This window comes from Thioalkalivibrio sp. HK1, from assembly GCA_000583135.1.
Classification (GTDB): domain Bacteria; phylum Pseudomonadota; class Gammaproteobacteria; order HK1; family HK1; genus HK1.
This window is the reverse complement of sequence record JFBG01000045.1, coordinates 24,779-31,039: the sequence shown is the minus strand read 5'-3', so window position 1 is coordinate 31,039 and position 6,261 is coordinate 24,779. Positions and strand designations below refer to the sequence as shown.

Here is a 6,261-nt window from a genome sequence, read left to right as displayed (position 1 = left end):
CCCGAATTCCCGTTCCACCAGTTGGGAAGTGGCTTCCACCGCCGAGGCTTTGAGGGCGCGGTCGATGAGGGGGAAGACCTCGTTTCCCGGGGCCATCTCCCCGATGAGGACGGTATCGCCCGCCAAGGGAACCGAGCCTTGGACGGTGGCACCGATATAGGCGGCGAAAGTCGGTTGCAGATTGTCGATCTGCACTAAGGCGCGGATCTCGATCACGTGCCGTACTCCTCGTGGATATCGCGCCAAGGACGCGACTGATAGGCCACCCGCTTGATATTGATCAGATGCAAAGCGGTGACGTTGTCGGAGGTGATCGAGCCCGACCAAGTGCCGGTGCCGAGCATGAAGGAGGGATCCAAGTCGGTGGAAAATCCCATGCCCCCGAAGAGGGCGGGGGTGTTGACCAGCACGCGTCCGACGGGGAGTCGGGCGGCGAAGCGAGCGGCGATCTCCGAGTCCTGAGTGTGGACCACCGCGCTATGCCCCAAACCGCCGAATTCGACGATCCGGCGCATCAGATCGAGACCGTGGTCGGCGTCCCGGGCTTCGTAGAAAGCCAGCACCGGATTGAGTTTTTCCGCGGAAAGCGGTCGCTTTCGGCCGATCTCGTTTTCTTCGCAGACGAGACAGCGGGTCCCCAAGGGAGGGGAGAAGTCGGCCGCTTTTGCAAGGGTGGAGGCGCTTTGCCCGACGTACTCGGGATCGATTCGTCCCGAGGGTTGGAAGATGACCCGGCTCAATCGATCCGCTTCGGCGGCGGTGCAGAAATACCCTCCTTCGAGCCTTAGTGCGTGGCGCAGATCGCGGGCGATCTCGAAGTCGGCGATCACCGCTTGTTCGGCCACGCAGGCCGTCCCGTAATCGAAGCTCTTCGAGTGGACGATCATCGCCGCCGTCTCGTCGAGTCGCTCGCGCATCGATCGGTGGACATAACAAGGTACGTTGCCGGCCCCGACGGCGAGCGTCGGCTTGCCGCTGGAATAGGCGGCCTTGACCATCCCCGGTCCGCCGGTGGCCATCACCACCGCGGTGTGTCGATGGGACATGAGCTCGGCCGTGCCTTGCAAGGTGATGTGTTCGAGGCAGCGGATCAATCCTTGCGGTGCTCCGGCTTGCACCGCGGCCTTGGCCAGCACGGCGACGGTTTCGATCCCGGCGCGTCGTCCGCGTAAGCTCGGGGCGCAAACGATGGCGTTGCCTGCCTTCACCGCGCTCAAAACCTTGAAGATGATGGTCGAGGTGGGGCTGGTTACCGGGATCAGCGCCGCCACCACCCCCATCGGTTCGCCGAAGGCGGCGACCCCGGTGCGGTCATCGCGCCACAGCATGCCCAGCGCGTTTATCTTGCGTAGCCACTTCGAGACCGATACGGTGTTGAAAAGATTCTTGATTTTTTTATCGACGAGATTGCCGTAGCCGGTTTCCTCGACGGCCAACGACGCAAGTCGTTCCGCTTCGGGTTCGACGGCCCGAGCCATGGCGTCGACGATGGCATCGATCCGATCGGGGGTCGTGCCGAGAAAGGCCTGCCAAGCCTCGAAGGCCTCCTGTGCCGCCTGTCGGGCCTCGGCGATCGACTCCAGATCCGCATCGTAGGACATCAGACCTCCCCGGTGAGCAGGGTATCGACGGACCGGCGGATCTCCTCGACCGATTTCGATTCGGTGCCGATCATGTCAAGGCGTCGCCCGGCGATCGCCACATTCGCTTCGAGCATGGCCTCGGTCATGGCGATCAGCGCCCGGGTGACGGGAACATCGATATTGGTACGTTCGGCGGCGAAGACCAGCGGCGAGAGTGAGGCGATCACCCCGTCTCGCATCAGCCGGCGCGCCTGCGCAAGATCGGGCACCGGGCGGCGGCCCTCGCCGCCGGCCTCCCCGGCGAAGAGGGTTTGCCAAGGGCCGTCGTCGGGAAGGGTGCGGATGCCGAAAGCCCGGGCCACGCGGCGGCGTTCGGCCTTGAGGCGATCGATCAGCGTTTGTTGATCGGCCCCGATCAGGTTGGCGAAGGTACGGTTTTCCGGCAGCGCTTTTGCGCCCGGCGGTATCTCGGGGCCGCCCGGGCGAAGGCCGATTCCCGAAAGGCACAGCGCGGGGATTTCAATCGCCGCCGAGAGGTCGGCGAAGCTCGAAGCGAGCGCATCGTCCATCGAGATCGAGTCCCCGATGAAGGGCGAAAGGCTTGCGATGACCCTTTCTCGCCCTCGGGGCAGGCAGCCTGCGGGCATCGCCCTCGTCGGCGTGAGGAACAGAGCCGATCCTTGGGCCAGGTGCCACCAAGCAGGTCCTTGCCGTTCGACGATGGTGATATCCGCGCGGCAACCCCCCAATTTGAGCAGCCATGCGCATTCGATGGCGCCGAAGGTGCGTCCGGGCAGCAAAACGAGGATCTGTCCGTCTTTGACGTGCTCGGCAAGCACCATCGAGAAGGTGCGTTGTTTGTGGACCGGACCGGTGATGAAGATGACCTGCGCATCTTTCACGGCGCTGTCGATCTCGGTGCAAAGCGAGATGCTCGGGAAGGTCGGCTCGGAATTCCGTGCCGCTCGGTAGTGTCCGACGGGACCGGCGCCGCGCAAGGATATCCCGCCGGCTTCGAGGATCGGATCGATCTCGGCTCGGTAAGCGGAAAAGAGAGTGACCTTGGCCTCGTGGGCCAAGCCGAGCGCGGCCAGCAAGCGACCGTCGGCCCCGCCGCCGAGCACCGCCAAGCGCTCGAGCGGCTCCTCTCGATAAGGAGCGGGGGCGGCGGCGCGGGCGGCGGCGCGGGTGAATTCCTCGAAGCCCGCAGGCATGATCGTATCGAGGCGTCGGTTCGAGGCTTTCAGTCGGCGGATGTGCCGCGGGCCAAGGAGTCGATGATCGCTTCGAGATCGTCATGGGGGCGCGCGATGACATGCACCGAGACGACCTCGCCGACCTTGTTGGCCGCGGTGGCTCCGGCATCGGTTGCGGCCTTCACCGCGCCGACTTCGCCCCGGACCAAGGTGGTAACGAGGCCGCCCCCGGCTTTGGCCTGACCGACGAGGTGCACGCTCGCCGCCTTGACCATTGCATCGGCGGCCTCGATCGCGCCCGCGAATCCGCGGGTCTCGATCATCCCTAAGGCCATTTGTCCGGCGGGTGGTTTTGCCATGAGGGTTTCTCCGTTGAGGGATTGGTATTTCGGATCGCCGACTTCGGATCGCCGATTTTGGATTGCCAGCTTCGGATCGCTAACGATGATCGATACGATCGACGATGGCGATCGTGGCCAGATCGACGGGAAGGCTCGCATATCCTTGCGGCATGCGCGCCGCCGACCCCGAGCTCAAGATGACCCGATCGCCGACCCCGGCCCCGAGGCTATCGATCGCGATTCGCGTCGATGAGAGCGTTTTGCCTTCGGCATCGACGATATCGGCGATCAACAGCCGATGACCGGACAATCGCTCGTCCTTGATGGTGGCGGTGATCGTCCCCGTGATTTTCGCAAGCAGCACTTTTCGATTCGCCCGTTCAAAGGGTTCTCAAATAACGCTCGATCTCGACCGGAGTCACTTGTTGGCCGAAGAAATCGAGCTCCCGCTCGGCTTGCTGCAGAAGCAGTTCCCACATCGAATCGCCCAGCGTTTCTCGCAGCCACTTCGAGTTGCGAGCGAGCGAGATCGCCGTCGGCAAATTATCGGGGATGGGCTCGCCATGGGCCTCCTCGTAGGCGTTGCCCAAGGTCGCCTCGCCGGGCTCCAGCGCTTGTTCGATCCCATCGAGACCGGCGGCGATATCCGAAGCCAGGAGCAAATAGGGATTGGCGTCGGCGCCGGCATCGCGCTTTTCGATACGCACCGCTTGATCGCTGCCTTCGATGACTCTAAGTCCGACGGTGCGATTATCGTAGCCCCAACTGGTATTGACGGGGCAGAAGGAGTAGGGCTGACGGCGCCGAAAACCGTTGACCGTCCCCCCGCCGCAGATCGCGCTTTCCGACATCCTCTTTTGCAGCCCGGCGATGAAATGCAGGCCGAGGCGGCCGAGCTTGCCTTGTTCGGCAAAGAGATTGACGCCTTGCTTCCACAGCGAGTAGTGGGCGTGAAAGCCGCTGCCCGATTGATCGAAAAAGGGTTTGGGCATGAAGGTTGCAAGGTAGCCGTTGGCGATTCCCAACTGGCGGATCAGGGATTTGAATTTGACCACCCGATCCGCGGTCAAAAGCGCTTCGCCGTAGCGGATATTGACTTCGATCTGGCCCGGGGCGTATTCGGGATTGGATTGCTCGATGGGGATCCCGCATTCGTTCAGCTGGCGGCGAATCGGCCCCACGACATGTTCCAACTGGGCCGCTCGGTCCAGTCCGTAAACCTGAATTCCTCGATCCCGGGGCTGTCCGGTTTCGGGGTCGAGGAGGTAGAACTCGAGCTCGGCACCGACTTGAATCTCGAAATCCATCGCCTTGGCCCGCTCCACCTGCCGGATCAGGGCTTGGCGGGGATCGATCGGGATCGGCCGGTGATCCATGCCCTCGGCGCGAGCCAAGGCCATCGCGACTCCGGGTTCCCACGGCAAAGCGCGCGCCCGCTCCATCGGAAAGATATGCATATCCGGGTAGCCGTTACCGAAATTGACGAAAGGCGTATCCCAGACATCGGAGTTCATGTCGATGGCGAAGAGCGCGATCGAGATGGCATTGCCCTCGGCGCAGATCGTTTTCCAATGACTTGCGGGAATGCGCTTGCCGCGCATGATTCCGTTGAGATCCCCTAGCCCTAGGATCACGGTATGCGTTCCATCGGGCAACGCCAAAAGATCGTCGGTCGCGGGCATCCTTGACCTCCTCGGTCTTTTTCCAAGATGGCAGTGGAAAGTGATGGATGGTAGTGTAATTTATTGCGTTTGCGTAAGATCGGGGCGCGCGCCGGGCAAGGCCTGTCGGTTCGAAGGCAGTCGGGAGATCGAGGCGGGTTCATGCGTGATCGTGCCCGATCGGGCGGCAAGAGATTTTCGATCGATCGCCGGTTTCGCCCTTGTCCTCGAAAGGCTCGTCGCATTGGATGAACCCGGTACAAACCCGCATTTTTTGAGGTGATCAAGATAAATCATGGCCAAGCGATCGATTATCGTGGTCGGCGGCGGCATCACGGGGTTGATGACCGCGCTGCACTTGCAAAGAAGCGGGGAGCGGGTGCGCCTGATCGATCGTTGGGAGCCCGGACATCATCGAGCCTCCTCGAGCGATTGGAATCGCGTGATCCGCGCCATTTCCGGGGCGGACGAGTTCTATACCCGGTGGGCGAGAGAGAGCCGTTCGTGTTGGTTGGAATTGCAGGCCGAAATCGCATGGACCTTGATGTACGAGTGCGGGGCGCTGATCCTCGCAACCCAGGGTCGCTGCGACTGGGAGGATGCGACCCCGGCGACCTTCGATCGGGTGGGCGTTCCGTGGCATCGTCTGGATCGCGAGGAGATCGAAGCGCGCTTCCCGCAGTTCCGGGTGCCCGATATCGCCTATGCGATCTACGAGCCCGAGGCGGGAATGCTGATGGCCTATCGCTGCGTCCTTGCGGCGTTGACGCTCTTTCGTCGATTCGGCGGCGAAGTCGAGCGCGGGCATGTGCGCACCGACCCCGACGAGCGAGCGATGCTCGACGGCAAGCCCCTCGAGGCCGATCTCCTGGTGATCGCGACCGGTCCGTGGATGGAGCGGATGTTTCCGCGCACCATTCGACCGATATCGAGCGTCGTCGGCATCAACGTACTCTATACCTCGACCCCCGACGGCTCCGAAGCCTTCGATCACACCCGCATGCCCTGCTGGATCGATCACGGACAAGGCTCCTTCGGGTTGCCGTCGGCGGAGGGTTCGGGGATCAAGGCCGCGGTGGTGATCCCCGATCGGATCGACCTCGATCATGACGAACGATTGGTTCGCCAGGAGACCCTGTGGCGAACCCGCAGCTATATCCGCCACCGATTACCGGATCTGGTCGGCGAACGGGTGGTCGATTCCAAATTCAATCAGATCATCCTCACGCCGGATACGCATTTCATCCTCGATTGGCACCCCGAACACGAGAATATGCTCTTGGCCGGTGGTTGTTCCGGTCATTTATTCAAGCACGCCCCGGTTTTCGGGCAATATGCCGCAGGAGTGGGCTTGCGGCGATTTGCACCCCCCGCCAGATTCAAGATCGCAGGTCGACGCAAACTCGGGCCGAAAGAAAGTCCGAGCGGGCGTTAGTCGATAAGGTCGATTCTTCCGGGGAGGACTCCCCTTACGAAAGGC

General features: G+C 62.5%; 6 protein-coding genes and 1 pseudogene. 1 reads left to right on the top strand and 6 read right to left on the bottom strand.

All coding sequences use genetic code 11. The features are described from left to right. The 6 genes and pseudogenes from BF99_RS0112185 to BF99_RS0112160 all read right to left on the bottom strand — a co-directional run. Positions 1-216, bottom strand: a pseudogene (locus BF99_RS0112185) (hypothetical protein); the annotation flags it as partial. Beyond that, positions 213-1,601 (bottom strand): aldehyde dehydrogenase family protein, encoded by a 1,389-nt coding sequence (locus BF99_RS0112180; RefSeq protein ID WP_051482896.1) that lies wholly within the window; start codon positions 1,599-1,601, stop codon positions 213-215. The pseudogene BF99_RS0112185 and the gene BF99_RS0112180, both read right to left, overlap by 4 nt. Further along, positions 1,601-2,797: a hypothetical protein gene (locus BF99_RS0112175; RefSeq protein ID WP_025771073.1), complete on the bottom strand. Its 1,197-nt coding sequence runs from the start codon at positions 2,795-2,797 to the stop codon at positions 1,601-1,603. The genes BF99_RS0112180 and BF99_RS0112175 overlap by 1 nt, the downstream gene beginning before the upstream one ends. A gap of 29 nt (positions 2,798-2,826) precedes the next feature. Continuing rightward, a complete protein-coding gene (locus tag BF99_RS0112170; RefSeq protein WP_025771072.1) occupies positions 2,827-3,138 on the bottom strand; it encodes a BMC domain-containing protein in 312 nt (103 codons plus the stop codon). 79 nt (positions 3,139-3,217) lie between these two features. Further along, on the bottom strand, positions 3,218-3,484 hold the full coding sequence (locus tag BF99_RS0112165; RefSeq protein ID WP_025771071.1) for a EutN/CcmL family microcompartment protein: 267 nt from the start codon (positions 3,482-3,484) through the stop codon (positions 3,218-3,220). 16 nt (positions 3,485-3,500) lie between these two features. Then, the gene (locus BF99_RS0112160; protein WP_025771070.1) at positions 3,501-4,802 is read right to left on the bottom strand and encodes a glutamine synthetase family protein; all 1,302 of its coding nucleotides are present in this window, start codon (positions 4,800-4,802) and stop codon (positions 3,501-3,503) included. Between the two features lie 274 nt (positions 4,803-5,076). On the opposite strand from BF99_RS0112160, the gene BF99_RS0112150 reads away from it, so the two are divergent. Continuing rightward, positions 5,077-6,216 (top strand): FAD-dependent oxidoreductase, encoded by a 1,140-nt coding sequence (locus BF99_RS0112150; protein WP_025771068.1) that lies wholly within the window; start codon positions 5,077-5,079, stop codon positions 6,214-6,216. The last annotated feature ends 45 nt before the right edge of the window (positions 6,217-6,261 follow it).

Excerpts from the sequence above, each read along its gene's own strand:
- BF99_RS0112180 (WP_051482896.1), bottom strand. The coding sequence starts at position 1,601 with ATGTCCTACGATGCGGATCTGGAGTCGATCGCCGAGGCCCGACAGGCG.
- BF99_RS0112175 (WP_025771073.1), bottom strand. The coding sequence starts at position 2,797 with ATGCCTGCGGGCTTCGAGGAATTCACCCGCGCCGCCGCCCGCGCCGCC.
- BF99_RS0112170 (WP_025771072.1), bottom strand. The coding sequence starts at position 3,138 with ATGGCAAAACCACCCGCCGGACAAATGGCCTTAGGGATGATCGAGACC.
- BF99_RS0112160 (WP_025771070.1), bottom strand. The coding sequence starts at position 4,802 with ATGCCCGCGACCGACGATCTTTTGGCGTTGCCCGATGGAACGCATACC.
- BF99_RS0112150 (WP_025771068.1), top strand. The coding sequence starts at position 5,077 with ATGGCCAAGCGATCGATTATCGTGGTCGGCGGCGGCATCACGGGGTTG.